The organism is Nonomuraea rosea (assembly GCF_039539705.1).
GTDB classification, from domain to species: Bacteria; Actinomycetota; Actinomycetes; order Streptosporangiales; family Streptosporangiaceae; genus Nonomuraea; species Nonomuraea rosea.
Genome location: NZ_BAABDQ010000066.1, coordinates 1 through 24,154, shown reverse-complemented (window position 1 = coordinate 24,154; position 24,154 = coordinate 1). Strand labels below are relative to the sequence as shown.

Genomic DNA, 24,154 nt, shown 5'->3' with positions numbered 1-24,154 from the left:
ATGGACGCCCGCAGGCGGCGTGCGGCCTAAGCCACCTTCGACGAGGGCGCCGCCCAGGTGTTGCAGGACGCCGGATCGCCGGTGCGGAAACCGGCCCGGATCCAGTGCTTGACGTTGTCGTCTCTTTCGTATCCCAGGACCTTGTTCCAGTCCTCGGTGGTCCTGCCCTTGATCGGCCAGACGCTCTGCATGAAGGCGCCGCCCAGACATTCGATCTGCAGGTACATGCGCTGCAACTGCTCCCGGTGCTCGGCCTTGCTGCCGGCCCTGAGCTCTTCGCCCGCGTCGTACAGGCCGGTCAGCTTCTGCACGTGATAGCCGTACATCAGCGCGGCCTCCTTGAAGAGCAGGAGGTCGGACGGGGACGTGAGCCAGGACGGGCCGAGCTTGAAGGACAGCGTGCGGTCCCAATCGCAGTACCACACCTCGGAATCCCGGCTCCCTTCCTCGTCGGAACCGCAGTAGCTCTTGGGCAGGCGCTTCACGTACCGAACCTTGACCGGCTCATACGGCAGGCCGGCCTTTTTCAGGTACGGCCCCCACGTGTTCTCCAGGCAGCGGATGACCTCGTTGATGTAAGCGCGGGCCTGGCCGGCGTCGTACGGCTCGACCGGCAATTCGTCGCAGGTCGTCGGCGGCAGCGGCCCCGCCTCGTACAGCGCGTTCTTGACGAGGACGGGGTTCTTCACCGGAAATGCCGAAGCGTTCGCGGCCGCCGTTCCGGCTAAAGGGGTGATGAGGGCGCAGGCGAGCGCCGCGATCTTGAGAAGTTTCACGTCGGGCGACAATAGGGCCCCTGCGGATGTCCGGTCAATCTCCGGTCGCGAGACCGCAGTGGAGCGGGAACTCGGGATGATTAAGACAGCGGCTGCGTGACCACGCCGAAGTAATTCCCGACGAGACGCTGGTAGCCGGGAGCGCCCTCGCTGCCGTATGGGACGTTCATCAGGACTGGATCGTTGTCGCTGTCGCGGCAGGCCATCGTGGTAGAGCCGCCGCCGTCGAGATTGAGCCCCTTGTCCGCGCCGGCGATGATCAGCCACTGCGCGATGTCGTAGTAGCCCCCTCCATAGGCGAATTGCTCCGCGGTGTTCTCACACCCATCGAGCGTGACAAGGTACAGGCTCTGCCCATCGGCGCTCAGGCCGACGCCGGTGCGCCCAGCGATCTCCTCGGCGGGAGTCTCCTGGCGTGTGGCCTGGTTGGCCCCGTTCTCGACCAGAAGAATAGGCTGCCCCGACACCTGCTGCTGAGGCGGCCAGCCGCCTTTCATCGGCTGCGGGCTGCCCGCGATCGCCGTGTACGGATTCAGGTGTTGAAAATCCGGATTGGCTTGCGTGACGAGCTGGAAAGTCACCGCGTTCCCTTCCGTGATCAGCATGGCCATCGCACCGACGTAGCTTTGGTCCGGCACGTCGGCTTCCGTCGTCGGAGGAGCGGGCCGCGGCGCCGGCTTGGTGGGATCGCACACGACATTGCCCTGCGAGACGGCAAGTCCCAGTAGCGAGAAATTGGCGGACTGGTCGTACCAGGAGAAGTTCGCGTTGATCGCGACCATCACCGCCGGCTCCTCGCTCAGAAATTCGGTAACCGTCTTTCCGAGCGTCTGATACAAACCGCCCGCCGGCGTGGTGCAGAAGGAGACGTGCTCGTTCGTCAGGTCGATGCGCAGCGCGTTGACATATTGCTTTCGGGCAACAGGGGGCACGACGTCGAAGGCGAGATCGGCGGTGCCCACCGCGCGATCGATCCCTTCGTACCAAGGCTGCCATCCGCTGAAGACGTACGGCGTCGAGGTCTGCGTCTGAGTCGAGGCGCCTCCACCGGCGGTGGCCTGGTCCATGGGGCTCTCCGTAACATCGCTGTTGAGATCAACAGCATCATGCCGCCCCTTGCGACGCGGCTTTCCGTCGCCGCGCCGCAACACACCGTAGCCGGATGGGGGCGCGGACGCCTCAGCGAGCTCGTGTCAGCTCGCGGAGCGCGGTCCGGGCGGGAAGGCTATTCCTTGATGATGTTGTCGCGTGGGCCACCGTAGACAGGATTCCGGTCGAAGCGCTTGTCGGTGACGAGCAAGCGGATCAGTCCCGGTTCGCGGACGGACTCCTGCGCCTCCCAGACGATCCAGTCGTCGCCGACGGGCTCGGTCTGCGTGCGGAGCTCGCCGAAGCCGCCCGGGTTGTCCGGCGCAACCTGCATGATCAGGTACGAGATCTTCAACCCGCGCTTCTTGAGCTCCGGCAGGACCTCACCGACGGTCTTCTCGTCCACCCGGAAGCCGTCGAGTGAGCGGCCCTTCGTGGTTGCCAGCCGGTAGTCGGACTTGACCCCCGCCTTCGGCTCGTGTGACTCGTCGGGCACGAGAACACAACGGGCGATCGGGCCGCTCATGAGGATCGTGCTGGTGCTGTGGTCGCTGATCGTCCAGACGAACGTCTGTCCGGGCTTGAAGAGTTTGGTGTCGATCCGCATCTGCCAGCCCTGGCTGTGTTCCTCCCCGGGGATGTTCTCCGGCACGGAGTACAGGCCGCGGGGAATGTCCTGGACATGGGTTCCACGCGGTTCCTTGCACCACTTGCCCGGCGGTGCGTAGTCGACGATGGCCGGAACGTTCAGCTCCTCCAACCGCTTCGCCAGCCCTGCCTTGTCGCGGAAATCCCGGATTTGGACGTACACGACGCCGTCAGATTCCTTCGTGACCGCGTAGGAGGGCGTGCCGCCCTCCTCCAGCAGGCCCGGCCCCACCACGATGCCCAGGGCGAGCAGGCCGGCGCCCGCCAGCCCCAGCACCAGCCGCCGGGCAGGGCGCCGGCGGGGACGGGCAGCAGAGGGTCCGGGTTGCCCGGCCGCGATCGCGGCCAGCAACTTTCGCGCCCCCGCATCGGTCGCGTGCCCCCCAGGCTTGCCCGGTTCCACCCGGGCCAGCGCACGTGTGATCTCGTCGATGTTCTTCATCACAGATGTCTCTCCACGGGGGCCAACCGGCTTTCCGATGTGAAGTGCACGTCCGCCTCGGCGAGCGCGCGGGCAAAGCGCCTGCGGGCGCGATGGAGTCTGATGCGTACGGCGTTGCGCGACATACCGAGCACGGTGGCGATCTGCCGCCGGTCCAGCCCTTCCCAGGCGACCAGGGATAACAGCTCCCGATCGGCGTCCGGCAGGGCCTGGAAGACATGTGTGATCGCCGTCAGCTCGATCCCGCTGTCGGGCGCGGCCTGGTAATGGTCGGCCATTTCGGCGTCGAGCTCCACATTGCGGGCCTGGCGGCGTCCCTCGACCCGATAGTGGTTGGCCAGCACCTTGCGCGCCACCCCGAACAGCCACAGCGTGGCCTGCTCTCCGTCCGGCACTTCACCCATCCGCCGCCAGGCGATGGCAAAGGTCTCCGCCACGACATCCGCCGCATCCTGCGGCGAGTCACAGCGTCGGGCCGCGTACGCCGTGATCTGGCCGTACGTCTCCCGGTAGATCGACTCGAACCTGGACAGCTCACTACCCACGGGCTGGTCCCGCGTCCGGTCTCTTCGGCATCCCCATGGCCGCCTCCTTCATCCCTTGTGTTGCGGACACCTGTGCCTATGTAGGGAGGCGGGCCATCATTTCGCGTCAGGGTGGAGAAATTTCGCGACTATCCCGACTCATACCCGCCAGCCCGGTCGGCCTGGGCAGGCGCTCAGAGACTGGCCGGCAGGGGGCAGATCGTCTCCGGTGGCGCCGTCAGCCGGCTTCCAGAACGAAGAACAGGAAGCTCAGGAACCTCGTGCCGGTGCGCTCGCGGAGCTCCTCGGGGAACAGCTCGCGGGCTTCCGGCACGAACGGCGGCTCGCTGATGACGCTGATGCGAAAGCCGGCCGTGGTGAAGGCTTCGGTCATCGCGTGCAGCGGCCGGTCCCAGAAGCTCATCGGGGCGGTCTGCCCGCCCATGGTCCATTCTTCGATCCGGTTACGGGTTCCGAAATAGCTGGGCTTTTCCCCGGCCATGTGACTCATGAGGGTGATGACGAAAGGATGGTCGACCGAGACGAGGAGCCGGCCGCCAGGCTTCAGCACGCGTCGCAGCTCGGCCAGTGTCGGTCCCCAATCCTCCAGATAGTGCAGCACCAGGGACGCGACGACGTCGTCGAACGCGCCGTCGGGAAAGAGCAGCGGACCGGCCAGATCGGCGACCCGCAGATCCGCGTCGTCGCCCAGCCGCCGCCGGGCCAGCTCCAGCATCCCGGCACTCGCGTCGATGCCGGTCATGATGGCGCCTCGATCGCGCAGCGCGGCGAACAGGGGACCCGAGCCGCAGCCGGCGTCGAGGATCCGCCGGCCGGTCACGTCCCCGGCGAGCTCCAGCATCGCGGGCCGTTCGTAGTACGCGTTTACGAGGCTGGCCTCGTTCTCGGCCGCGTACCCCTCGGCGAGGAGGTCATAGTCGTTGAATGCGGTCTCAACATTATTTTCCGGCGTGGTAGGCATGCGGGCCATTGTGGCCCGCCATTCTCGACCGGCACAAAGCTTGGACGCCCGCCACCGGTCAGTGCGTGGCGGCGACGAGTCCGGCGAGGTCGAGTGCGTCACCTTTGACGTCGGCCAGCCACTCGTCCTGTATGTACTCGAAGCCGCCGGTCTCGGTGTCGAGCAGGCCGATGCTCCCTGCCGTCACCCGCTGCTCGGGGTTGACGGGCTCCGGCTCCCACCTGGTGACCTTGGGCTGCACCAGCTGGGCGAGCGCGTACGAGGTCGTGTCGCCGTAGCGGCGTGGACCGCTGGGGTGGTGGTAGTGGCCGCTGACGTGCAGGCGCGGCTGCAGGTGTTCGATGAGCCGGGCCAGCTTCGCCGAGCCCTGCACGTTCCCGCGCCGATCGAGTGACATCCCGTACGGGCCGTCGTGGGTGACCAGGACGTCCACGCCACCCGGTTCGACGGCGGTCAGCCGCGCGTAAGCGCTCTCGTCCAGATCCATCTTCCCCGGAGCCTCGATCAGCCCCAGGAACGCCACCCGCTGCCCAGCGACCTCGATCACGTTCCCGCAGGCGACATGACGGTAGGCGCCGAACGGGTCCACCGGCACGACCTCGGCGGCCGCCGCGTCATGCAACGAGGCCAGCCAGTCGTGATCCTCGTGGTTGCCGCTGACGAACAGCACCGAAGGGACCTGCCCGAGGGCCAGGCGCACACCTTCGGCGAACGACGGCGACGGATCGAGCAGGCGGAAGAAGTCACCCTGGGCGGGATGCTCCTGCCAGAAGCGGCGGCTGGACCTGTCGAACCGCTCCAACGACGGGTACGCGCCCAGATCTCCGACCTGGATCACGGCATCGAGCCGGATCCCGCGACGATCCTGCAGCAGTACCGCGGCACCCAGCGCGTGCCGCACACAACCGTGGACATCACCCACAAAAGCGATCTTCATCGCCTGTCGACCTTTCGCAAAGAGCCATTCGGACATGGCTCGGCACCGGTCGAGCGGCGCAACGATGCGGTGTCAACCACCGGCCCTGGACCGGTGCCTCACATCCCAGCGCTCCACCGCCGTCTCGACGACCGAGCTGGGGCGAGCTTCGCACCCATCCGGAAGATCAGTCAAGTAGGGCGGTGCCTCCGCAGGGCTGCGGCGGCACCGGCCGGGCAGGGGGAGAAGCGTCAAGTGGCGAGGACGGCCGGCTTGCGTGGCGCCGTGCGCCGGGTCCTCCGTCCGGCCCGGGAGGAATAGTACGCCGCCAGATACCCGTACGGATCATCAGGCAGGTTCGACGCGGGCGCGCCGTTCGGCGAGGAACACGGGACCTTTGCCGCGTCCGACGAGCAATTTGGGCAGGAGGCGGGGCGGTCCGGTCTGCCAGACGATGATGTCGGCCGTGCTGCCCCTGCGTGCGACTCTGGCGCGTCGGTCAGGCATGCTTTCCGGATCGCCAGGCGACATCACGAAAGCGCGCGCCCTGTGGTTCGACCCTTATTCGGTTGTGAAGAGCTGGTTGCGGTGGGCCCAGGCGGCGGCTTCGAGGCGAGTGGTGACGGTGAGTTTGGCGAGGATGTTGGAGACGTGTACGCCGGCGGTTTTGGCGGAGATGAACAGGTGCTCGCCGATCTTTCGGTTGCTCAGGCCGGCTACCACCAGCTCGAGCACTTCCATCTCGCGAGCGGTCAGCCCTGCGGGGTTGCCGGGCCGGGCCGGGTTGGTCGTGATCCGTGCTCGGGTGGCGAGTTGGCGGATCTCGCGTTGAAGCGGGGCGGCGCCGAGGCCTTCGGCGATCGACGCTGCTTCGGTGATCAGCCCGGCCGCAGTGGATCGGTGCTGTGTCGCCAGTGCGGCGCGGGTGGAGTGCAGCAGTGCTTCGGCGAGCGGGTACGGCTGTCCGAGGTCGCGCCATGCCTGTATGGCCCGCTGCCCAGGCGTCGATGTCGTCGTGGCGGGTCGCGGCGAGGAAGGTCAGCCGGTGGGCCTGCTGGAGCCGGCCGGTGACGGCGAGCGCGTCGGCGTACGTGCTCATCCGGGTGAGGAGGGCGCCGGTGCCGTGGTGCCCGGCGAGGGTGAGCGCGCCCGTGGTCAGCAGCGGCCAGCTGTAGCGCGGGCTTCGTGCGAGGTCGTGGTCGGTGAGGACGTGGTCGAGGATCGCCGTCACCGCGCCGGCGTCCTGTCTGATCTGCGCGAGCCGGCAGTCCAGGAGGTCCGGTTCGAGGCACGTCTCCTCGCCCCGGTTGGGTTCGCGCATCACCGCTCTCGCCTGCGTCGCGGCCGTGGTCGCGGCGTCGAGTGCGCCGCGTCTGAGGTCGACGGTCGCCTGGATGACCTGGAGGTAGGCGCGGTACAGCGGCGGTGGCGACTGGGCGAGCGCCTCTCGGTAGACCGCTTCGGCTTCGTCCCAGCGGCCGAGGGAGAGCAGCGACTCGGACAGGTTCGGGGCGAGGAGGGTGCCGCGGGTGCGGGTCAGTCCCAGCTCGCGGGCGAGGGTGATTCCGCTCCGCGCGACCTGCTCCGCTCTGGCATGTTCGCCGGCGGCCTCCAGGCGGTCCGATTCGGTCACGGCCACGGCGAGCTGGGTGTCGGCGGCGCCGGCGTCCCGGGCGGCCGTGCGGGCCCGCTCGAACAGCTCGACGGCGGTGGGCAGGTCCGCGTCGGCCGCGGCGAGCGTGATGAGTGCCCGAGCCTGGACGCCGCGGTCACCGGTGCGCCGGCCGATCCGCAACGCGTCTTCGGCCGTCGTTCGCGCCTCCGCGTCGTGCTGGTGATGCCGCTGCGCGATGGCGAGGTCGGCCAGGACCTCGCCGCGCAGCGGGGTGTCCGCGCCGGTCGGGAGCAGCCGGACCGCCTCGTGCAGGTCGGGCAGCGGGTCCTGCCCGTTGCGGTCGTACATCGCGGCGCGGGTCCTGAGCAGGAGCGCGGCCACCTCGGGATCGGGGTGTTCGGCCAGGGCGGTGGTCACCGAGGCGACGCCGGTGTCCAGCTCGCCGGCGTTCAGTGCGGCTTCGGCCGCCAGGCTGGCGACGGTGCCGCGGTCCACGCCGAGGCGGTCCGCCAGGTCCGGCGCGCGCTGCCAGGTCTGTAGCACCCGGTCGAGCAGGCGGTGCTGTTCGGCGTACGCGTAGGTCCGCCGCGCGGACTCGGCCGCGTGCCAGGCGGCCTCGGCGGCGCGGATGGGTGCGCCAGACGCGTGCCAGTGCAGGGCGACCTCGGCGTACGCGCGATCGTCGGAGACGAGGGCTGGGTCGGTGGTGATGGCCTCGGCGCAGGCGCGGTGCAGCCGCACCCGCTCGCCCGGCAGCAGGCTGCCGTAGACCGCCTCGCGGATCAGGTCGCGCCGGAACGCGTACCCGTCCTCGACGACGTCCAGGAACCGTCGGCGTACCAGCGGCCGGAGCGCGTCCTCGAAGGCGAGGTCGTCCATCTCGACGAGTATCGCCAGGAGTGCGTGACCGACCGGGCTGGCGGCGACGGCGGCGGTGTGCAGCACCCGGCGGCTGAGGTCGGGCAACCGGTCGACATCGGCCAGCAGCAGGTCGGACAGCGACGCGGCGGGCGCGTCGCCGACTGTCACGAGGGCCTCGACGAACAGCGGGTTGCCGCCACTGCGGAGGAACACCCGCTCGGTGAACGCCTCGTCCGCCGGGGCCGCGAGGAGCTCGCTGAGCTGCTCGGCCACGCCGTCCCGGTCCAGCCCGCCGAGGCTGATGCCGCGCACGCTGTCGACGCGGGAGACCAGCGGTCGCAACGGATGCGTGCCGCCGATCTCGTCCGGCCGGTACGTGCCGAGGATGAGGACGCCGGGCTCTCCCAGGTTGGTGGCGAGGAACGTCAGCAGCTCACCGGTCGACCGGTCCGCCCAGTGCAGGTCCTCCAGGACGAGGACCAGCGACCGTTGTCGCGCCGCGCCCTCGAGCAGGAGCAGGACCTCCTCGAACAGCCGGGCGCGGCCGAGGCCGGGCTCCGGTTCGTCATCCGCCACGCCCAGCTCCGGCAGCAGGCGCGCCAGACCGCGCCGGCCACCGCAGGGCAGCAGCGCGGTCACCGGTGGCGCGTCGAGCTCGCGCACCAGCCGGCGCAGTGCCGTGACGAACGGCCCGAACGGCAAGCCGTCGACGCCGAGGTCGGTGCAACCTCCGGTGAGAACGCGCGTGGAGGCGCCCAGGCCGCCGGTGAACTCGCGGACGAGCCGGGTCTTGCCCATCCCGGCCTCGCCGCCGACCAGCACCACGGCCGCGCCGGACCTGGCAGCGGTGAGGGCAGCCGTCAGCGCCGCACGTTCGCGTTCCCGCCCCACCAGCACGGGACTCGTCAGTCGACCGGACACCCGCAGATGATCCCATGCGCGGCGGATCTGAAGAGGTGATCTCATCAGACCTAAGGCATCTGCCCGATGTCGGCGGGCCGCGAGACGGACAAGCTGAGCTCGACAGCCGATCGACCGAACCCGACATCGGAGACCTTATGCGCATCCGCACCCACATCGCCGTGAGTGTCGACGGCTTCATCGCCTCTCCGGACGGCCGGCCCGTCATCCTGACCGCGCCCGACTTCGAGTCGGGTGTCTCTCATGGCCTGCCCGACCTCGTCGCGGACTGCGGCGCGGTGGTGATGGGACGCACCACGTTCGAGCCGGCGGTCGGTTCGTCGCACTGGCCGTGGCCGAACCTGCGGGTGTTCGTCCTCACCAGCCGGCCCCTCCCGGACGGAACACCCGACGACGTCGTGGCGGCCGATGACCCGGCGACGCTGCTGCGGCTGATGCGCGAAGCCGACATCGACGGCGACGTTCATCTGGTCGGCGGGCAGCGCACCATTCAGGCGTTCCGCGACATCGGCGCGCTCGACGAGCTCGGCGTCGTCGTGATGCCGATCCTCCTGGGCGACGGGCTCCGGCTCACGCCCGAGAAGAGTGAGCGACAGCAGTTGCTGCTCACCACGAGCCGGACCTTCCCGGACGGGTCGGTCGAGCACCTGTACGCCGTGGCGGATGACGAGGACCGATCGTGACGTCCCCAGGGCGACGGGCCGAGCCCACCCGCGCGCGAATCCTCACCCGGCCACTCGCCTTGCGGTTCGTCTCCGTGGTGGCATCGTCGATCGGCTTCTTCCTGCCCCTGGGCGTGGTGCCGCTGTACGCCGCGCAGTCCGGGACGGCGGCGACAGGCGGGCTCGCCACCGGCGCCCTGCTGCTCACCACCGTGGGGGTCGAACTGCTCAGCCCGCGGATCATCCGCGTCCTCGGACACCGGTGGGCCCTCGCCGTCGGCTTGCTGCTGCTCGGCCCGCCGACGCTCCTGCTCCTGGTCTCGTCGTCACCGTGGGTGCTCCTCGTGACCTGCGTCCTGAGGGGAGCCGGCTTCGCCATCGCGGTGGTCGCCGGCGGGGCACTGACCGCGCTCCTCATCCCCGCCGAACGCCGAGGCGAAGGCCTCGCCGTCGTCGGACTCGTCACCGGCGTCACGACCCTGATCGCGCTCCCCGCGGGCGTCTGGCTCGCCGGTCAGTACGGCTTCGGTGTGGTCTTCTGCGCCACCGCCGCCGCGCCCGTCCTCGCACTGGTGACCGTCCCGTTTCTGCCCGCGAAGGAGACGGCCGCCGACCGCCCTCGCGGGATGCTGACCTGGCTGCGCTCCGCCGACCTCAACCGGCCGGCGCTCGTGTTCGCCGCCTCGACCGTCGCCGTGGGGGCGCTGACGACGTTCCTGCCCCTGGCCATGAGCGGAGCGGCGGCCTGGGTGGCGCCGGCGGCATTGCTCGCGCACTCGGCGGCGGCGACTGGCAGCAAGTGGATCGCCGGACGGCTGGGCGACACCCACGGCCACGTGCGTCTCCTCGCGCCCGGCGTGATCGCGTCGGTGGCGGGCATGGCACTGCTGGCCCTGACCGGCTCACCGATCACCGTGCTGGTGGGCGCCACGACGTTCGGGCTCGGTTTCGGGCTGCTGCAGAACGCGACCCTGACGCTCATGTACTCGCGGGTGACGACCGCCGGCTACGGTCCGGTGAGCGCGATCTGGAACGCGGCGTACGACGTGGGGATGGCCGTCGGCGCGCTCGGCGTCGGCTTCGTCGTCGGCCTCATCGGGTACCCGGCCGCGTTCCTCCTCGTCGCGGTCTCGATGCTGCCCGCGCTGCTCCTGATCCGCCGAGAGCGCTGGAGAACACCGGCAGAGCAAGAACCATCCGCACGGCCCTCCGTCACGTCAACGCCGGCTCGCGACGTGAACGGCAGCAGGGCTGCCGGCCTTACGACAGGAAAAGAGCAAATCTCATGCGAACCGTCGTGACGAGGACGAGGCCCGGATCGCCGCGCTCGCGCCGTGCGCCAACGGCGCCTATGTCAGCACCCTGAACGACGTGGCCGGCGGGTATACCCGCCGCACCGCGCTCAAGGACCGGTACGACCCCGACAACGTGTTCCGGCTCAACCAGAACATCGCACTCAGCCGATCACCGAAAGAGGATCGATCATGGCCACCGAAGAGACCCGCGCGCACGCAGCCGTCTCGCCCACCTGGGCGATAGCGGACACGAGACCGCAGATCGCCGAAGGCAAGGTGCTCTGGCACTTCACGATGTCGCTGGACGGGTTCGTGGCGGGACCGAACCACGCGATGGACTGGATGACCGGCGTCGACCGCCCCGGCCTCGCCGAGGAGTACGTCGAGACGACCGGCGCCGTCCTGGGCGGACGGGATGGCTTCGACGCCTACCCCGAGCCCACCAGCACCTACGGCGGCTGGCAGGGCCCGGTGTTCATCCTCACGCACCATCCCGAAGACGCCCCGCCCACCGCCGACACGACATTTCTGAACTGCGATGTCGCCGAGGCCGTCCAGATCGCGCTGAAGGCCGCCGGCGGAAAGAACCTCGAGATCCTCTCCGCCGACGTCGGCCGCCAGCTCCTCGAGCGCGGACTGATCGACGAGATCGACCTCCACATCGTGCCGGTACTGCTCGGCGACGGGATCCGGCTGTTCGACAACCCAGGAGGCGAACCCGTCCATCTAGAATTGCTCAACGACCACGACCAGGTCACCACTCTCAACGTGCGCTACCGCCCACTCCCCGTTCGGTAGGGCGGACCGGCCGGAGCGCCGGGAGGCGGTCTCCGAAGACGATGTCGCGGGGACGAGCCGGCAGTACGGTCTCGCCGAGCGATTACCAACCACAAGCGGAAGGAACGCCATGCTGACGCAGGTCGCGGAGGGTGTGCTGGTCCACCAGAGCGAGCTACTCCAGAACAACACCGTTGTCGTGCAAGGCCGGGCCGGCGTGTTGCTCATCGACCCGGGATTAACGGGCGACGAAATGGTCTGCCTCGCGAACGACCTTCGCGAGTTGGGCCAGACCGTCGTGGCCGGCTTCGCGACGCATCCTGATTGGGATCACGTGCTCTGGCACCCCGAGCTCGGCGAAGCGCCCCGTTACGGTACAGCCCGCTGTGCGGCCTATATGCGAGATCTGCGGTCGAACGCGAACTGGAAGGCCCGCGTCGCCGAGGGGTTGCCGCCGGAAATCGCGGACGAGACACCGCTGGACCTGTTCGGCCTCATCACCGGCCTGCCCGCCGGAACTACGCAGATTCCATGGGATGGCCCTGAAGTCCGGATTATTGACCATCCGGCGCATGCCCCGGGCCATGCGGCGCTGCTGATCGAGGAACGCGGGGTTCTCGTCGCCGGCGACATGCTCTCTGATGTCTTGGTCCCGGGGCTCGACAACTTGAACGACACCAATGACCCGATCGAGGAGTACCTCGTCGGACTGCGGCTGCTCGAGGGCGTGGCAGGCGACGTCGATGTCGTCGTACCCGGCCACGGGTCAGCCGGCGGGGCCGATCAGGTACACGCGCGGATCGAGCTGGATCGGGCGTACGTGCTCGCCTTGCGTGAGGGCCGTGTTCCCAGTGACCCGCGGGTCGGCCCATCGGCCAAGCCCGGCTGGGAATGGGTAAGCGACATACACATCGGGGAAGTCCAGCGCCTCGCCGAAAGAAGCAAACGCGGCGGCACACCCGGCTAGAGAGCCGCTTGCGACACGAGACGATTTCGAGGTCGAGACATGTCGTGGGGGTCGGCCACGGTCTTGCCGTCGCCCCACATTGGGGCGATGTCGAGCTGGTTGAAGGCCTTGATCACCGTCGTGGCGGCTTTGGTGATCTTCTCGCTGGTGGCGTGCTTGTTCGCCGTCCGGGCGCGTTCGGCGGCACCGACCTGGCCGCGCATATGCGCGGCAACCAGGGCGAGTCCGGCGGTCTGCCGCGCGGACTGGAGGCCCCCGCCCAGCGGGTGGAGGACTTCACGGCCGCCGTCTCCTACCTGACCACTCTCGGCGAGGTCGACGCCGACCGGATCGGCCTGCTGGGCATCTGCGCCTCCGGCGGCTACTCGCTGGCCGCCACCGGGGGCGACCACCGCGTCAAGGCCGTGGCCGCCGTGTCCACCGCCGTGTCCACCGCCGTGTCGAGCCCGCCCGCCAGTTCCGGCTCGGCGCCGACGGCACCCAGGATCCGGCCGTCTTCCAGTCCCTGCTGGACGCCGCCGCAACGGCCCGCCGCGCCACCGGCCCCAAAGAGATCCACTGGATCAAGGGCGCCAGCCACGTCGACCTGTACGACAAGAAGAAGCGCATCGACCCCGCCGTCGACAAGCTCACCGACTTCTTCACCACCCACCTCGTGACCGCCTGATGAGCACGGTTCAGGTCCGCGGATCTGAAGGCGGAAGGCAGGCCGTGCCCGCCGCGGTGGGTGTCTCCTACGGCAAGGGCGAGCAGTACGCTGCCTGACATAATCGATGGGAGAAACCATGAGCAACGACGCAGACGCGGTGATAGCCGCGCTCCGTACCGGACATGACCACCTCGCCGGCCTGGTGTCCGGTTTCAGCGACGACGACCTGGCCCGGCCGTCGGGCGCGTCCGCGTGGGACATCTCGCAGGTCCTCAGCCATCTGGGCAGCGGCGCCGAGATCGGCGCGGCCAGCCTGCGGGCCGCCCTCGACGGCGAGCCGGCCCCCGGCCCCGACTTCAACCAGACCGTCTGGGACCGATGGAACGCCATGACCCGGCGCGAACGTGCCGATGGCTTCCTGCGCGCGAGCCGCTCGCTGACCGAGCTGTATGAGTCGCTGGACCCGGCCAGCCGCGAAAAGCTCCACGTCAAGCTGGGCTTCCTGCCCGAACCGGTCGATGTGGCGACCGTGGCGCGGATGCGGCTCAGCGAGCTCACCCATCACTCGTGGGACGTGCGAGTGAGCTTCGACGAGCATGCCACCCTCGCCCCAGAGGCCGCGGCGGCCCTCCTGCACGGCGCGCCGGACCTGCTCGCCTGGGTCGGTAAGCCGGACGCGCTCGACGGCCGGAACCTGGTCGTCAAGGTCACGACGAGCGAGCCCGAATCCGTTTTCGCGTTGCGGCTGGAGGCGCCGGTCAGCGTGCAATTCGACGTGCCGGAGTCACCCGACGCCACGCTCGCCCTGCCCGCCGAGGCGTGGTTGCGGCTGGTCGCCGGTCGCCTTGCCCCTCTTCACACGCCCGGCACGGTGGCCACGACGGGAGCCGTCGACCTCGATCTGCTCCGCCGCGTCTTTCCTGGCTACTGAGGCGTCGCCGGGGGAGCCCTCGGTCTCTGATCGAGCGTGACATCTTTGGGGACGAAGGCCGAGACGATGCCGACCAGCACGGCCGCGCTCGCCATGACGGTGGCGGTGAGCGCCGCCTCGGTCATCCTTGGATGTGCATTGGGGCGTGTCGTGACCGCCCAGCATCACCCGAAACACGATCACGCGGTACTTGGGCGGGGGAGGCGACCGGGAGCAGAGCCCTTGACGTGGAGGGTGGTGATGCCGGTGAGGACGAGGTCGATGCCGCTGCGGAATTGTTCGCGGTCGTCATGCTCGCGCATCTGCTCGGCGATGGCCCGGATGAACGGGTAGTCGTCGGGGTCGAGTTCTTGCCAGGCCCTGGATGCGGTGTCGAGGAACTCGGCGCGGTCCGCTTCGGAGCCGGGGACACTGCCGTCACCAGAGCCGTGGGAGGTCTGGGCGGTGGCGCCGAGGATGTAGTGGACCAGCGTCGAGGTCGTGGTGAACCAGTCGCCTTGCGGCACGCCCAGCGCGCGGACCGGCCGGCCGATGCTTTCGAAGATCCGCAGGGTCACCGGTCCCCAGGGATTGCGGATGAGCTGCACCGCGAGCTGGGCGGCGAGCCATGGGTGTTCGGTGATCGCGTCGAACAGACCGAGTGCGACGGAGCGGATCTCGCCGGCAGCCCCGCCGGCTTCCGCAGGCTGGGCGGGTCGCGTGGCCAGGGCGGTGGCGACGACGGCGTCGGTCGCGGCCTCCAGCAGCTCGTCCATGTTGCCGATGTGCCAGTAGATCGCGCCGGGCCCGGTGGCCAGTCGGCCGGTCAGCGCCCGGACCGTCAGCGCATCCGCCCCCACCTCGTCCAGCAGCTCGACGGCGGTCTCGACGATGCGTTCGCGGGTGAGCACCTGCCTGCGCCGCTGTGATTGACGTGTCCGTATGGCCATGCCTGACATTTTGGCACGGTTGGAGCATTGATCCAACATGGAGTACCGTTCCATGACTGGAGCGATGCTCCATAACTGCCTGGGATCGAAGGAGGATCGACGTGTATGACGTGGTGATCGTGGGTGCGGGCCCGGTGGGCCTGTTCCTTGCCGGTGAGCTCGCGCTGGCGGACTGCTCGGTCCTGGTGCTGGAGCGGGACCAGGAGCAGACCTCGCCGTGGAAGACGCTCCCGCTGGGGATGCGGGGCCTGAACGCCGGATCGGTCGAGACGTTCTACCGCCGCGGGATGCTGGAAGAGCTGCTGAAGGCCTCAGGCGCCGATGGCAAGCGGATCGGCGCGGACCCCGGCGCGCATGAGCCGCCGGCTCCTCGTGACGTGAGCCACTTCGCGGGCATGCGGCTCGACCCGGCCGGCATCGACACCGCCGCCCTCCCGTTCCGGCTGCCCGGCCCGGCGATGGAGGGCATCATGACGAGCCTCGACGCGGTCGGGACGGTGCTGTCCGAGCGGGCGGCCAGGCTCGGCGTGCAGATCCTGCGGGGCGTTCCCGTCGAGGCCGTGACCCAGGACCGCGACACCGTCGTCGTACGAGCCGGTGGGCGCGACCACCAGGCGCGCTGGCTCATGGGATGCGACGGCGGGCGCAGCACGGTACGCGAGCTGGCGGGCTTCGACTTCGCCGGCACCGAACCGCTGTTCACCGGCTACGCCGCCCACGTCACCTTCGCCGATCCGCAGAAGCTGGACCTGGGCTTCAACCTGACGCCGACCGGCATGTACCTGCGGACACCCTTCGAGGGGCACCTGGGCATGATGGACTTCGACGGCGGCTCCTTCGACCGCTCGCAGCCGCTGACGCACGAGCACCTCCAGACGGTCCTGCGCCGGGTCTCCGGCACCGACGCGACACTCACCGAGGTCCATCTCGCCTCCAGCTTCACCGACCGCGCGATGCAGACCACGACCTACCGGAACGGCCGCATCCTGCTCGCCGGCGACGCCGCCCACATCCACTCCCCGCTCGGCGGCCAGGGCCTCAACCTCGGCATCGGCGACGCCATGAACCTCGGCTGGAAACTCGCCGCCACCATCCACGGCAGCGCACCAGAGGGCCTGCTCGACACCTACACCGCCGAACGCCACCCCGTCGGCGCGGCGATCCTCGACTGGTCACGCGCCCAGGTCGCGACCATGAACCCCGGCCCCCACGCCCCGGCCCTGCGGCGGCTGGTCCACGACCTGCTCGACACCCGCGACGGAACCACCCACGTGTTCCGCAGCACCTCAGGACTGTCCCACCGCTACGACCTGGGCAGCGACCAGCCACTTGTCGGCCGGACCGCACCGGACTTCCGTCTCGCCGACGGCACCCGCCTCGGCGATTTGCTGCGAGAAGGACACGGCGTCGCACTCGACTTCACCACCGGCCGGCGCCTGCACGACGCGGCGATGAGCTGGAAAGGCCGGATCCGGTACGCGGCCGGACCGGTGAGCAACGACCTCGGATTCGGCGCCCTGCTGATCCGGCCCGACGGGATCGTGGCCTGGACCGACGGCCACGACCCCGATCACGAGGCGTTCCGGCACGCCGCGACCCACTGGTTCGGCGACCCGGCACCCTGACAGGACGCCTGGAAAGCCCAGCCCCGGATTCCGGGGCACCTTCGAAAGAAAGGGAACTCCCATGCTGAGTGAAACCCCGCCCCAGGCCGAGCTGAACAAGGAAGTGGTCCGCCGCTTCTACGAAGCCGTTCTCCGAGTATCCGGCGGTCCGGACTTCGCGACGATCAAAGAGCTGACCGATGAGCAGGAGGTCGAGCTCAACTGGGGCCACCCCGACAGCGGCGTCCACAGGGGAGCCGCCATCGGGCCGGCGCGGCATCGGATGCACGAACTGACCGGGCTGGACATCTCTGCCATCACCATTGACGAGCTCATGGCCGACGGTCCCACTCGCGTGGTGGTGGTGGCCACGAACGGCGGCACCGACCTCCACGGCAGCCCGTGGAGGATGACCGTTCTCGAGCTGGTCGACGTGGTGAACGGCAAGATCACCAAGAAGCGTTCGTTCTACCAGGACACTGCGCTTCTACGGGACATCTCCCTCGAACGCGAGGCGGCGCTCACGCAGAAGGCCTGATCGCCCTCATCAGCAGGTTTCGGTTGGAGCGGTGCTCCCCATGGCTGCGAGCGCAAACTCGCGAACGCTGTCCGTCTGGGCGCGTGCACGCGGAGCGGCTGGTCGCCGACCGGCTGAGGTCCGTACTCGGCGCGGACCCGTTCGGCGGGCCGGCCGATGAGCTCGACGTCGTCGGTGCGGCAGGAGAAGAGCACGGTGGGCGGGTGGTCGGCGATCTGTCTCGCGGCTCAACGAAGCGATGGCTTCCTCCCCGGATGTGACGGCTAGGGGACGAAGACGATGCGGTCGTCGGTCTGGGCGGTCCAGGCCTGCGCGACCTGGGCGAGGGGTACGGCGCGGGCCCGTACGTCGATCGTGCCCGCGGCCACCGCCGAGGCCAGCTCCGGCAACTCGGCGAGGATGTCCCGGGCGGGGACCGAACCGATGCCGCTGCCGACGATCTGCAGGCGGGCGGAGCGCAGCGCCGCGGAGGGGATCGGCGCGGTCGGGCCGGCGACGGATCCGATCTGGATCCAGGTCAGCGGGGCGGTGCGGTCGGCGCGGGCGGTGAGCATCGGGATCATGGCGTCGGCGGAGACGTCCCCCCACACGTAGTCGATGACCACGTCGACGTCGGCCGCGTGGCCGATCTGGTCGAAGGTGATCGTCTCGTCGGCGCCGAGCGCGGTCAGCGCCTTCAGGCGGGTGGCGTCGCGGCCGGCGGCGATGACCTTGGCTGCGCCGAACAGCTTGGCGATCTGGACCGCCATCCGTCCCGCGTTGCCGGTGGCGCCGAGAATGAGGACGCGCTGGCCGGCGTGGAAGTCGACGCGGCGGCGCAGCGCGATCCAGGACGACATGGCCGGGTTCATCGCGGCGGCGATCTGCACCGGGTCGATGCCGTCGGGCAGGATCACGCTGCGGCGGGGGTCGATGAGGGTGCGTTCGGCGAACGTCCCCAGCGCCGTGTCGTCCAGAACCACATAGCGGAGGTTGCCCTCCTTGTCGCGTACGACGCCGTCGACGCCCGGGACAAGCGGGAACACGCCGTTGCTGGAGTAGTGCGAGCCATTCGCCTTCGACCTGGTCAGATGGTGCAGGGCGGCCGCGAGGACCTCGACGACCAGCTCGTCGCCGTGGGGTTCCGCAGGGGCGGGGTGGTCGCGATAGATCGGCGGGACGTCGGCGGCCGGGATGACGGCAGCGTGCATGGTGACCTCCAGAAGTATGGTTTGCATTTCCAACCATCGCCATAATGGTTGGACATTCAAACCATGTCAACCGCAGGCTCGGGTGGCGGCGGCGGCCTTCCTCGCTTCGGCATAGTTGGTATTTCCAACCATGCCGAACTAGCATGACGGCATGACCAGCGCCGACGATGCCATGGACGCCCTCGTACGGACCACCTTCGAGGTGGCAGGCGTGCTGACCCGCATCGCCGGCGAGCACGACCTGTCGCTCACCCAGCTACGAGTGCTCGGCATCCTCCGCGACCGCCGCGCCCGCGTCACCGAACTGGCCGCCTACCTCGGCCTGGACAAGTCCACGATGTCCACCCTCATCGACCGCGCCCAGCGCCGGGGGCTGCTGACGCGCGGCAAGAATCCCGCTGACGGCCGGGTCGTCGAGGTGTACATGACCCCGGCAGGGCTCGAACTCGCCCAACGCGTGGAGGACGACGTCCGGCGTGCCCTCGCGCCCGCGACCGGCCGCCTGGACCCGGAACAGCTCGATCAGCTCGCCAACCTGCTCGAGGTCGTCGTGACCCGCTCGTCGCGTACGCATGCCGTACCGGGGCCGACGGCCGGACGCTGAAGGTCGTACAGGGCCATGGATGCTACGCCGTGGTGCGGGCCTGGCTAGCATGGCCCAGGTGAGAGCCGACGAGAGCGCGCCGATCCGGGTGCTGATCGTGGATGACGACGCCCTCGTACGCGCCGGTCTGACGTTGATGCTGAAAGGCGCCCCCGACCTGCACATCGTCGGCGCGGTGGCCGACGGCGGCGAGGTGGAGGGCGCCGTGGCCGAGCACGGGCCGGACGTGGTGCTCATGGACATCCGGATGAACGGCCTCGACGGCATCGAGGCGACCCGGCGGCTGCGGGCGCGGGCGGGCGCGCCCGAGGTGGTGGTGCTCACCACGTTCGACGCCGACGAGCTGGTGTTCAGGGCGTTGCGGGCGGGGGCGAGCGGGTTCCTGCTCAAGGACACTCGGGTCCTCGCCCCGAAGTGTGGACACCTTGAGTGCCGGATGATGGAAATCCGGAGACAAGGAGTTCCACGTGGCGATGAAGTCGTATCCGCCGGAGTTCAAGGCGGACGCCGTCGCGTTGTATCTGTCTGACCCGGCGCGGACGTATGCGTCGGTGGCGCGGGACCTGGGCATCAACCGCGAGACGCTGCGCCTGTGGGTGAAGGAGGCCCGCGCTGACGGCACCGCCGGGGCGAAGAAGGCGGGCCCGGCCAAGAAGCCGGCGAGCGGCCCGATATCGTCCGACGACGTGCTGGAAGAGGAGGACAAGCAGCTCCGCGCTCGGGTCCGGGAGCTGGAGCGCGACATTCTGCGCCGGGCGGCGAAATATTTCGCGGGAGAGACGAACTGGTGAGCCGCTTCGAGTTCGTTGCCGACCACGTGGGCGCCTTCGGCGTGAAGCGGCTGTGCCGAGTGCTGGGACTTTCCCGCTCAGGCTTCTACCGATGGATGAAGGCGGCGCCCGCGCGGGCGGCCCGCGCCGCAGCCGATGCCGCGCTCGCTGAGGAGATCAAGCAGATCCACGCGGAGTTCGACGGCACCTACGGCAGTCCGCGCGTCACCGCCGAACTGCGCGACAAGGGCCGCGAGGTCAACCACAAGCGCGTCGCCCGCGTCATGCGCCGCTTCGGCATCGTCGGGGTGCACCTGCGTAAGAAGGTGCGCACCACGGTGCCCGAGCCGTCGCATCAGAAGGTTCCCGACCTGCTCCGGCGGGACTTCACCGCGCCCGCGCCGAACCTGCGCTATGTCGGCGATATCACCTACCTGCCCGTCGGTGAGGGCCGGTTCCTGTATTTGGCGACCGTGCTGGACCTGGCTTCGCGGCGGCTGGCGGGCTGGTCGATCGCCGATCACATGCGCACCGAGCTGGTGACCGACGCGCTGCGGGCCGCCGCCGCAACGCGGGGCAGCCTGGACGGTGCGATCTTCCACTCCGATCACGGGGCCCAGTACACCTCGGCCGAGTTCGCCAAGGTCTGCGCCGAGCTCGGGGTGCGCCAGTCCATGGGCGCCGTCGGTACCTCCCTCTTAACCGGCTAATACGAATGTTTCCCCAGGTCAGCGACACGCCATGATCTGCTACCTGCTGGCCGGATGGGGTCATCGCGGGTACATCTGTTCTCATGATCCAACAAGGACTCCGGCTCGAAGCGCGTGAGGGTAGCTGGATGCTGGCCGGACCGTCCGCCGGGCAGTTTGTCCTGGTCGATGAGTATCTGGCGCATCTGGCAGACCGGAACTACTCGCCCAAGACCGTCCGCGCCTACGGCTATGACCTGCTGGCATTCTGCCGTTGGCTGGCGTCCGAGGACGTGTCGCTGGGCGTGGTGACGACCGAGACGCTGCTGAAGTTCTTGCACGCCTGTCGTGAGGCCAAGGTTCCCGGGCGTCGCGGCGGTTCGAATGTCGTCACCTTGTCGGGCCGTCGGATGGATCAGTACGCCGCCACGACGATCAACCGGCGGCTGGCGGCCATCTCGGGGCTGTTCACGTTCGTCACGATGCGCGACCCGGAGTTCGTCAACCCGGTCCCGAAAGGACGCGAGGCGCGCTGGCGGGTGGCCGGCGAGCGGTCCGGGATGCTCGCGCACACGATCCGCCGTCCGAAGAATCGCTCCTCGCTACGACTGCGCGAGCCCCGGCGGCTGCCCAAAGCGCTGTCCCAGACCCAGGCGGCCGAGCTGCTGGCGAGCTTCCACACCTGGCGCGACCGAGCGATCGCGGGCCTGATGCTGTATTGCGGGCTGCGCTCGGCCGAGGTGCTCGGCTTGAACGTCGCCGACGCCGACATCGGTGGCCGCTGGGCGAGCGTGATCGGCAAGGGGGCTCGGCAGCGGCGCGTCCCGTTGGACGCCGACGTCGCCTCGGTCATCCAGGTATATCTGCTGGCTGAGCGCCCCGAGTCGGCCGAGCGGCGGCTGTTCCTGGTGGCCAAGGGCCCCAACCGGGGACGACCGCTCACGGCGGCCGGGCTGCGCACGATCTTCCGCTATCACCGCGCCGTCAGCGGGATCATCGCAGCTCATCCCCATGCGCTGCGGCACACCTTCGGCACCGCACTGGCCGAAGCCGGAGTCGACCTCGCGGTGATGCAGGCGTTGCTCGGTCACGCGCACGTCGACACCACCGCCCGCTATATCCATCTGGCACCCGCCCACGTGAAAGCCGAGTTCGATGCCGCACGCAGCCGCATCCGCGCCCAGCAATAGCCTGCACGCCGATTACCTGGACTATCTGCAGCGGACCGGGCGAGGCAACCGTCCCTATCAGCAGGCCGCGCGAGTGTTCTTCGAGCGTTGGCCCGACCCCGGGTGCTGGGCTGCCGAGCCGTTGGAGATGCGCTTGTCGGCCGATGCGCACACTCGGCCGATCATCACCTTTCTCATGCTGCACCGCGGACTACGACCCGGCTACGACTACCTGCTGGAACGCAAACTGTCCACGTTCTGGCGAGAGATCGAGGGCTCGCCCCTCGCTGCGGGAGTGCGGCGCTTCATGACCGCCGCCGAGGACCTCGGCTTCTCCTTGCGCGTGCGTCTGGCCACCGGCTCTCAGGTGCCGGCCCGGCTGCTCATCCAGGCTGGACGCCCTCTGGAGCAGCTCACCTTGGACGATCTGGAAGAGTTCGCCGCCGCCTGCGTCGCCCGCAGCGCCCGCACCGGCAAGGATCACCGTCACTATCTGTCCGCGCTCAGCAATGCCCAGCGGGTCCTGTTTCACCTGGGCATTATCGACATGCTGCCGAGGATGGGCGGGCCGGTCCCTTTCGAGCAGCGACTGGCCGAGGTGGCAGAACCGATCCGCACCACGATGATCGCCTACCTGGAACGCAAGCGCGCCACCTGTCAGCCCAAGACCGTCTCCGCGATCGCCACCCGGCTCAAACACTTCGGCCTCTTCCTCACCCACATCGATCCCGGACTCACCTCGATCGCCAAGCTGGACCGCCAGCGTCACATCGAGCCCTACCTCACCGCCCTGGTCGACGCCGTCAATCCTAAGAATGGCGAAGCCATCACCGTCGCCGACCGCTCCCGCCGGGTGATCGCGCTGACCGGCTTCCTCACCGACATCACCGAGTGGGGCTGGGCCGAGGCGCCCGCCCGCAAGCTGGTGTTCCGTGATGACAACCCCAAGCTCCCGCAAGTGCTGCCCCGCTACCTGCCCGTCGATGCCGATCGCCGCCTGACCGAAGAGCTCCGCGACCGTCCCGGCAACCAGATGGCCGCCTGCGCCCTCAGGTTGCAACGCGCCTGCGGGCTACGCATCGGAGAACTCCTGGACCTGGAACTCGACTGCGTCCACGAGGTTCCCGGCCACGGCAGCTGGCTGAAGATCGGCCTCGGGAAGCTGGAGACCGAACGCATGGTTCCCCTCGATGAAGAGATCTGCGACCTGATCGACCGCACCATCGAACTCCGAACGCACGGCAGACCCATGCCGCATCCCCGCTACCGACGTCCGGCGCAGTTCCTGTTCACCCACCACGGCCGCCGCCTCGGCCAAGGCGCCATCCGCGCCGAACTCGATCGCGCCGCTCAGCAAGCTGGACTCGGTCACATCACCTCCCACCAGCTCCGCCACACCTACGCCACAGCCCTGGTGAACGCCGGGGTCTCGTTGCAGGCGTTGATGGCGTTGCTCGGACACGCCTCCGCTGAAATGAGCTTGCGCTATGGACGACTGTTCGACACCACCGTCCGCTCCGAATACGAACGAGCCCTCGACCTGGCCAAACAACAAGCCCGCACCCCGGCCCCCGGCCGTGTCCACCTGCCCCTGGCCGACATCACCGGCGGCAAGGACTGGAAGGACACCCCGCTGATCAAATCGAGAATGGCCGGCGGCTTCTGCCTACGCGCACCCGCCCAAGGCGCCTGCACCTACGCCAACATCTGCGAACACTGCCCCAGCTTCCACACCGAACCTAGCTCGCTGCCCATCCTCGCCGCCCAGCGTGTCGACGCAGACGCGCTCGCCCAAGACGCCGAAAATCGAGGCTGGATCGCCGAAGCCGAACGACACCGGCGACTCATCACCCGACTCGACAACCTGATCAGCGAGGCCCAAGCCGGATGACCACCAGCGACACCCTCCACCGCGTCGAGAAGGCATGCGCTCAACTCCACCGCGACGGCCAACCCGTCACCTTCACCGCCGTCGCCAACCTCACCGGGCTAGGCCGCACCACCCTCTACCGCAGCCCCAGCCTCCGCGCCGTCATCGAGGAAAACCGTCACCGCGCCGCCACCAACGGCACCCTCACCGGCCTCCTGGACGAGATCCACACCCTCCACACCGCCTTGGAAGCCATCGCCACTCGCGTCCGTAACCACGAAGAGCAACTCCGGCGACTCGCTACTCGGGTCGGCTGAAAGCGTTAACCGGCCAACGCCGGCAACCGGGGCCATTAGCCGGATAAAGCGCCGATAACGCCGCCGCGGAGGCGTTCAACGCCAGCCTCAAACGCGAGACGCTGCAGGGCGCCGGGCGCTGGTCCTCGCCGCGTGAGGCCCGCCTGGCCGTCTTCAAATGGATCACCCGCTACAACACCCGCAGGAGACATTCCACCCTCGGCTACCTCAGCCCGATCGACTACGAGCAGCAGACCACCGATAGAGTACTGCTCGCCGCATGACAGCCGGTGTCCACACTTCGGGGCGAACCCCCAAGGCCAGGTAGTTAAGGTTTCTGTAGCGCCGTCAAGCGCGCCAGTTCTCAGGACGTGGGAACGGAGATCCAGTAGAACGGTGATCTTCCACAACCAGCCGTCGAAGAACTGGATCTCCGTTGG

Annotated in this window: 24 protein-coding genes and 3 pseudogenes; 15 read left to right on the top strand and 12 right to left on the bottom strand. The window is 68.9% G+C overall.

Going from position 1 to position 24,154, the window contains the following annotated elements:
- Positions 1 to 26 precede the first annotated feature (26 nt).
- The 8 genes and pseudogenes from ABEA43_RS64100 to ABEA43_RS64065 all read right to left on the bottom strand — a co-directional run.
- Complete coding sequence (locus ABEA43_RS64100; RefSeq protein ID WP_345579481.1) at positions 27 to 776, bottom strand: neutral zinc metallopeptidase; 750 nt, start codon at positions 774 to 776, stop codon at positions 27 to 29.
- A gap of 80 nt (positions 777 to 856) precedes the next feature.
- A complete protein-coding gene (locus tag ABEA43_RS64095) occupies positions 857 to 1,843 on the bottom strand; it encodes a phosphodiester glycosidase family protein (protein ID WP_345579478.1) in 987 nt (328 codons plus the stop codon).
- Between the two features lie 158 nt (positions 1,844 to 2,001).
- Positions 2,002 to 2,955 carry a hypothetical protein gene (locus ABEA43_RS64090; RefSeq protein ID WP_345579475.1) on the bottom strand — a complete coding sequence of 318 codons (954 nt, stop codon included), beginning with the start codon at positions 2,953 to 2,955 and terminating at the stop codon, positions 2,002 to 2,004.
- Positions 2,955 to 3,500 (bottom strand): RNA polymerase sigma factor, encoded by a 546-nt coding sequence (locus ABEA43_RS64085; RefSeq protein WP_345579472.1) that lies wholly within the window; start codon positions 3,498 to 3,500, stop codon positions 2,955 to 2,957. The genes ABEA43_RS64090 and ABEA43_RS64085 overlap by 1 nt, the downstream gene beginning before the upstream one ends.
- Before the next feature lie 217 nt (positions 3,501 to 3,717).
- Entirely contained in the window at positions 3,718 to 4,470 is a 753-nt protein-coding gene (locus ABEA43_RS64080; protein WP_345579469.1) for a class I SAM-dependent methyltransferase, read from the bottom strand.
- 49 nt (positions 4,471 to 4,519) lie between these two features.
- A complete protein-coding gene (locus ABEA43_RS64075) occupies positions 4,520 to 5,398 on the bottom strand; it encodes a metallophosphoesterase family protein (protein WP_345579466.1) in 879 nt (292 codons plus the stop codon).
- 540 nt (positions 5,399 to 5,938) lie between these two features.
- On the bottom strand, positions 5,939 to 6,118 hold the full coding sequence (locus ABEA43_RS64070) for a LuxR C-terminal-related transcriptional regulator (protein ID WP_345579564.1): 180 nt from the start codon (positions 6,116 to 6,118) through the stop codon (positions 5,939 to 5,941).
- Between the two features lie 2,131 nt (positions 6,119 to 8,249).
- Positions 8,250 to 8,819: pseudogene (locus ABEA43_RS64065) on the bottom strand (AAA family ATPase); the annotation flags it as partial.
- A 92-nt stretch (positions 8,820 to 8,911) separates the two neighbouring features.
- Here ABEA43_RS64065 and ABEA43_RS64060 point away from each other — a divergent pair.
- The 5 genes from ABEA43_RS64060 (at position 8,912) to ABEA43_RS64045 (ending at position 12,475) form a co-directional block, all read left to right on the top strand.
- The gene (locus ABEA43_RS64060) at positions 8,912 to 9,457 is read left to right on the top strand and encodes a dihydrofolate reductase family protein (RefSeq protein WP_345579463.1); all 546 of its coding nucleotides are present in this window, start codon (positions 8,912 to 8,914) and stop codon (positions 9,455 to 9,457) included.
- Entirely contained in the window at positions 9,454 to 10,737 is a 1,284-nt protein-coding gene (locus ABEA43_RS64055; protein WP_345579460.1) for an MFS transporter, read from the top strand. Before ABEA43_RS64060 ends, ABEA43_RS64055 begins: the two co-directional genes overlap by 4 nt.
- Before the next feature lie 70 nt (positions 10,738 to 10,807).
- Positions 10,808 to 10,975 carry a BBE domain-containing protein gene (locus tag ABEA43_RS68535; RefSeq protein WP_425570723.1) on the top strand — a complete coding sequence of 56 codons (168 nt, stop codon included), beginning with the start codon at positions 10,808 to 10,810 and terminating at the stop codon, positions 10,973 to 10,975.
- Positions 10,921 to 11,529: a dihydrofolate reductase family protein gene (locus ABEA43_RS64050; protein ID WP_345579457.1), complete on the top strand. Its 609-nt coding sequence runs from the start codon at positions 10,921 to 10,923 to the stop codon at positions 11,527 to 11,529. The genes ABEA43_RS68535 and ABEA43_RS64050 overlap by 55 nt, the downstream gene beginning before the upstream one ends.
- A 109-nt stretch (positions 11,530 to 11,638) precedes the next feature.
- On the top strand, positions 11,639 to 12,475 hold the full coding sequence (locus ABEA43_RS64045; protein ID WP_345579454.1) for an MBL fold metallo-hydrolase: 837 nt from the start codon (positions 11,639 to 11,641) through the stop codon (positions 12,473 to 12,475).
- On the opposite strand, the gene ABEA43_RS64040 is transcribed toward ABEA43_RS64045, so the two are convergent.
- Complete coding sequence (locus tag ABEA43_RS64040) at positions 12,472 to 12,867, bottom strand: Tn3 family transposase (protein ID WP_345579451.1); 396 nt, start codon at positions 12,865 to 12,867, stop codon at positions 12,472 to 12,474. The genes ABEA43_RS64045 and ABEA43_RS64040 overlap by 4 nt on opposite strands.
- The gene (locus ABEA43_RS64035; protein ID WP_345579448.1) at positions 12,837 to 13,034 is read right to left on the bottom strand and encodes a hypothetical protein; all 198 of its coding nucleotides are present in this window, start codon (positions 13,032 to 13,034) and stop codon (positions 12,837 to 12,839) included. Before ABEA43_RS64035 ends, ABEA43_RS64040 begins: the two co-directional genes overlap by 31 nt.
- A gap of 226 nt (positions 13,035 to 13,260) precedes the next feature.
- Between ABEA43_RS64035 and ABEA43_RS64030 the strand changes: the two genes are divergently transcribed.
- Positions 13,261 to 14,055 carry a maleylpyruvate isomerase family mycothiol-dependent enzyme gene (locus ABEA43_RS64030; protein WP_345579445.1) on the top strand — a complete coding sequence of 265 codons (795 nt, stop codon included), beginning with the start codon at positions 13,261 to 13,263 and terminating at the stop codon, positions 14,053 to 14,055.
- Positions 14,056 to 14,234: 179 nt separating this feature from the next.
- On the opposite strand, the gene ABEA43_RS64025 is transcribed toward ABEA43_RS64030, so the two are convergent.
- Complete coding sequence (locus tag ABEA43_RS64025; protein ID WP_345579442.1) at positions 14,235 to 14,984, bottom strand: TetR/AcrR family transcriptional regulator; 750 nt, start codon at positions 14,982 to 14,984, stop codon at positions 14,235 to 14,237.
- A gap of 101 nt (positions 14,985 to 15,085) precedes the next feature.
- On the opposite strand from ABEA43_RS64025, the gene ABEA43_RS64020 reads away from it, so the two are divergent.
- Together ABEA43_RS64020 and ABEA43_RS64015 are read left to right on the top strand one after the other, a co-directional pair.
- Positions 15,086 to 16,609 carry an FAD-dependent monooxygenase gene (locus ABEA43_RS64020; RefSeq protein ID WP_345579439.1) on the top strand — a complete coding sequence of 508 codons (1,524 nt, stop codon included), beginning with the start codon at positions 15,086 to 15,088 and terminating at the stop codon, positions 16,607 to 16,609.
- A 61-nt stretch (positions 16,610 to 16,670) separates the two neighbouring features.
- Positions 16,671 to 17,126, top strand: coding sequence for a nuclear transport factor 2 family protein (locus ABEA43_RS64015; protein ID WP_345579436.1), 456 nt, complete (start codon positions 16,671 to 16,673; stop codon positions 17,124 to 17,126).
- Positions 17,127 to 17,389: 263 nt separating this feature from the next.
- Here ABEA43_RS64015 and ABEA43_RS64010 read toward each other — a convergent pair whose 3' ends face one another.
- Positions 17,390 to 18,343, bottom strand: a complete 954-nt coding sequence (locus tag ABEA43_RS64010; protein WP_345579433.1) for a quinone oxidoreductase family protein — start codon at positions 18,341 to 18,343, stop codon at positions 17,390 to 17,392.
- A 124-nt stretch (positions 18,344 to 18,467) separates the two neighbouring features.
- On the opposite strand from ABEA43_RS64010, the gene ABEA43_RS64005 reads away from it, so the two are divergent.
- The 7 genes and pseudogenes from ABEA43_RS64005 to ABEA43_RS63975 all read left to right on the top strand — a co-directional run.
- Entirely contained in the window at positions 18,468 to 18,920 is a 453-nt protein-coding gene (locus ABEA43_RS64005) for a MarR family winged helix-turn-helix transcriptional regulator (protein WP_345579430.1), read from the top strand.
- Positions 18,921 to 18,978: 58 nt separating this feature from the next.
- Positions 18,979 to 19,449, top strand: coding sequence for a response regulator (locus ABEA43_RS64000; RefSeq protein WP_345579427.1), 471 nt, complete (start codon positions 18,979 to 18,981; stop codon positions 19,447 to 19,449).
- Positions 19,388 to 20,385, top strand: a pseudogene (locus ABEA43_RS63995) (IS3 family transposase); the annotation flags it as partial. The gene ABEA43_RS64000 and the pseudogene ABEA43_RS63995, both read left to right, overlap by 62 nt.
- 143 nt (positions 20,386 to 20,528) lie before the next feature.
- Positions 20,529 to 21,569 carry a tyrosine-type recombinase/integrase gene (locus ABEA43_RS63990; RefSeq protein WP_345579424.1) on the top strand — a complete coding sequence of 347 codons (1,041 nt, stop codon included), beginning with the start codon at positions 20,529 to 20,531 and terminating at the stop codon, positions 21,567 to 21,569.
- Positions 21,535 to 23,439, top strand: a complete 1,905-nt coding sequence (locus ABEA43_RS63985; protein WP_345579421.1) for a tyrosine-type recombinase/integrase — start codon at positions 21,535 to 21,537, stop codon at positions 23,437 to 23,439. Before ABEA43_RS63990 ends, ABEA43_RS63985 begins: the two co-directional genes overlap by 35 nt.
- Entirely contained in the window at positions 23,436 to 23,735 is a 300-nt protein-coding gene (locus ABEA43_RS63980; protein ID WP_345579418.1) for a hypothetical protein, read from the top strand. The genes ABEA43_RS63985 and ABEA43_RS63980 overlap by 4 nt, the downstream gene beginning before the upstream one ends.
- 47 nt (positions 23,736 to 23,782) lie before the next feature.
- A pseudogene (locus ABEA43_RS63975) lies at positions 23,783 to 23,998 on the top strand (integrase core domain-containing protein); the annotation flags it as partial.
- Positions 23,999 to 24,154 lie beyond the last annotated feature (156 nt).

Bases quoted from the DNA above. Each gene is read 5' to 3' on its own strand.
- ABEA43_RS64095 (WP_345579478.1), bottom strand. From the start codon at position 1,843: ATGGACCAGGCCACCGCCGGTGGAGGCGCCTCGACTCAGACGCAGACC.
- ABEA43_RS64090 (WP_345579475.1), bottom strand. From the start codon at position 2,955: ATGAAGAACATCGACGAGATCACACGTGCGCTGGCCCGGGTGGAACCG.
- ABEA43_RS64080 (WP_345579469.1), bottom strand. From the start codon at position 4,470: ATGGCCCGCATGCCTACCACGCCGGAAAATAATGTTGAGACCGCATTC.
- ABEA43_RS64075 (WP_345579466.1), bottom strand. From the start codon at position 5,398: ATGAAGATCGCTTTTGTGGGTGATGTCCACGGTTGTGTGCGGCACGCG.
- ABEA43_RS64070 (WP_345579564.1), bottom strand. From the start codon at position 6,118: ATGGAAGTGCTCGAGCTGGTGGTAGCCGGCCTGAGCAACCGAAAGATC.
- ABEA43_RS64060 (WP_345579463.1), top strand. From the start codon at position 8,912: ATGCGCATCCGCACCCACATCGCCGTGAGTGTCGACGGCTTCATCGCC.
- ABEA43_RS64050 (WP_345579457.1), top strand. From the start codon at position 10,921: ATGGCCACCGAAGAGACCCGCGCGCACGCAGCCGTCTCGCCCACCTGG.
- ABEA43_RS64045 (WP_345579454.1), top strand. From the start codon at position 11,639: ATGCTGACGCAGGTCGCGGAGGGTGTGCTGGTCCACCAGAGCGAGCTA.
- ABEA43_RS64030 (WP_345579445.1), top strand. From the start codon at position 13,261: ATGAGCAACGACGCAGACGCGGTGATAGCCGCGCTCCGTACCGGACAT.
- ABEA43_RS64025 (WP_345579442.1), bottom strand. From the start codon at position 14,984: ATGGCCATACGGACACGTCAATCACAGCGGCGCAGGCAGGTGCTCACC.
- ABEA43_RS64015 (WP_345579436.1), top strand. From the start codon at position 16,671: ATGCTGAGTGAAACCCCGCCCCAGGCCGAGCTGAACAAGGAAGTGGTC.
- ABEA43_RS64010 (WP_345579433.1), bottom strand. From the start codon at position 18,343: ATGCAAACCATACTTCTGGAGGTCACCATGCACGCTGCCGTCATCCCG.
- ABEA43_RS64005 (WP_345579430.1), top strand. From the start codon at position 18,468: ATGACCAGCGCCGACGATGCCATGGACGCCCTCGTACGGACCACCTTC.
- ABEA43_RS63990 (WP_345579424.1), top strand. From the start codon at position 20,529: ATGCTGGCCGGACCGTCCGCCGGGCAGTTTGTCCTGGTCGATGAGTAT.
- ABEA43_RS63985 (WP_345579421.1), top strand. From the start codon at position 21,535: ATGCCGCACGCAGCCGCATCCGCGCCCAGCAATAGCCTGCACGCCGAT.
- ABEA43_RS63980 (WP_345579418.1), top strand. From the start codon at position 23,436: ATGACCACCAGCGACACCCTCCACCGCGTCGAGAAGGCATGCGCTCAA.